This is a genomic window from Streptomyces cahuitamycinicus (assembly GCF_002891435.1).
Taxonomy (GTDB): Bacteria; Actinomycetota; Actinomycetes; order Streptomycetales; family Streptomycetaceae; genus Streptomyces; species Streptomyces cahuitamycinicus.
In genome coordinates this window covers 1-1796 of the sequence record NZ_POUC01000788.1, presented here as the reverse complement: position 1 = coordinate 1796, position 1796 = coordinate 1, and the positions used below count along the sequence as shown (strand labels likewise).

Below are 1796 nucleotides of genomic sequence, written 5' to 3'. Positions count from 1 at the left end.
CCCCCGCCCCGGGCGCCCCGCTGCAGCTCGGTCAGATGCAGTTGCAGATCGCGGCGGCCAGCTCCCCCTGGCCGGGGGGCGCGAGACCGCACCGGCCGGACTGCCCGACCTCACCTCCTCGGAGCGGCTCAGCGCCGAGCTGGGCGTGCTGTCCATGGACGCCTCGCGGAACCTGATGGACGATCACCGGACGTTCCTCGACGAGCTCGGCGTGGTGTCGGCGCGGCGGCTGCGCGAGGCCCGGCACGGGGAGACGGTGCTGGTCGCGGGCGCCAAGGCGGCCACGCAGACGCCGCCGATCCGGTCCGGCAAGCGCGTCATCTTCTCCACCCTGGACGACGGCACGGGCCTGGTCGACCTCGCCTTCTTCGACGACTCCCACGACGCCTGCGCCCACACCGTCTTCCACTCCTGGCTGCTGCTGGTGCGCGGGGTGGTGCAGCGCCGCGGCCCGCGCAGCCTCAGCGTGGTGGGCGCCGCCGCCTGGAACCTCGCGGACCTGCTGGACGTACGCCGGGAGGAGGGGCTGGAGGGAGTCGCGGCCCGGCTGGCCGGTGGCGGTGATTCCGGTGGTTCCGGCGACGACGGTGACGGGGCCGTGCGCCGGCGGCTCGCCGGCTCGGAAGGGGCGCCCGCGCCGACGGGTTCCGCGGCCCAGGACCCAATGGAGCAGCGGAAGATCCGCATGGCCACGGGGTACGAGATGCACCCCTGGGCCGATCTGCGTCCCGCGGGGGAAGGGCCCGCGGCGGTCGGAAGAAAGTTGTGGCACCAGAGTCCGGGGAGTGCGGGATGACCATCCTCTGCGTATGTTTCCAGCTGCCTCCGGCGAGCGAGGCGGATCTGCCCCGTCTGCTCGGGATGCTGGAGGAGTTCACGCCCGTGGTCCAGGCCCTGCCGCCGGACGGGGCGCTGGCCGACCTGCGCGGCGCCGAGCGGTACTTCGGGCGGGACGCCGTCGAACTGGCCTCGGTGATCCGGGTGCGGTCGCTCGCGCTCCACGGCGTCGACTGTCTGATCGGGGCCGGGCCCGGGCCGATGCTGGCCAGGATGGCGCTGCGCGACGCCGCGCCCGGTGTGACGCGTACGGTGCCCGGCGAGCCGGACGCCATCGCGGAGTTCCTCGCGGACAAGCCCGTCGCGGCGCTGCCCGGTGTGGGCGCCGCGACCGCCCGCACGCTGGGCGACTACGGCCTCGACACCCTCGGCCGGGTCGCCGCCGCACCGCTGTCCACACTGCAGCGGCTGATCGGCGCGAAGGCCGGCCGCGAGCTGCGCGAGAAGGCGAGCGGTGTCGACCGCGGCCGGGTCGTCCCGAACGCAGTCTCCCGCTCCCTCGCCACGGAACGCCCCTTCGCCCGCGACGAACTGGACCCGGACCGCCACCGCCGTGCCCTGCTGTCGGCCGCCGAGGAGATCGGCGCCCGGCTGCGCGCCCTGGAGAAGGTCTGCCGCACACTCACCCTGACCGTGCGCTACGCCGACCTCCCCCACTCTCGAACAGGCTCGAGCGGGGGGACCCCCATCGCCACCACCCGCAGCCGCACCCTGCCCGAGCCGACCGCACATTCCCCGGCGCTGACCCGGACCGCGTACGGCATGTACGAGGCCCTCGGCCTGCAACGCGCCCGGGTCCGCGCGATCGCCCTGCGCGCCGAGGGGCTCGACCCCGCCGACCAGGCCTCCCACCAGCTGACCTTCGACCCGGTGGACGAGAAGGTCCGCCGCATCGAGGAGGTCGCGGACCGCGCGCGGGCGAAGTTCGGGCCGCGGGCGGTGATGCCCGGGGGACTAGG

At 75.1% G+C, this 1796-nt stretch carries 2 protein-coding genes; both read left to right on the top strand.

The window, feature by feature from the left end; genetic code table 11:
* The coding region (locus C1J00_RS42860; RefSeq protein ID WP_342751818.1) for an OB-fold nucleic acid binding domain-containing protein at window positions 1–796 on the top strand (796 nt) is incomplete at its 5' end.
* The coding region (locus tag C1J00_RS42855) for a DNA polymerase Y family protein (protein ID WP_102914171.1) at window positions 793–1796 on the top strand (1004 nt) is incomplete at its 3' end. The genes C1J00_RS42860 and C1J00_RS42855, both read left to right, overlap by 4 nt.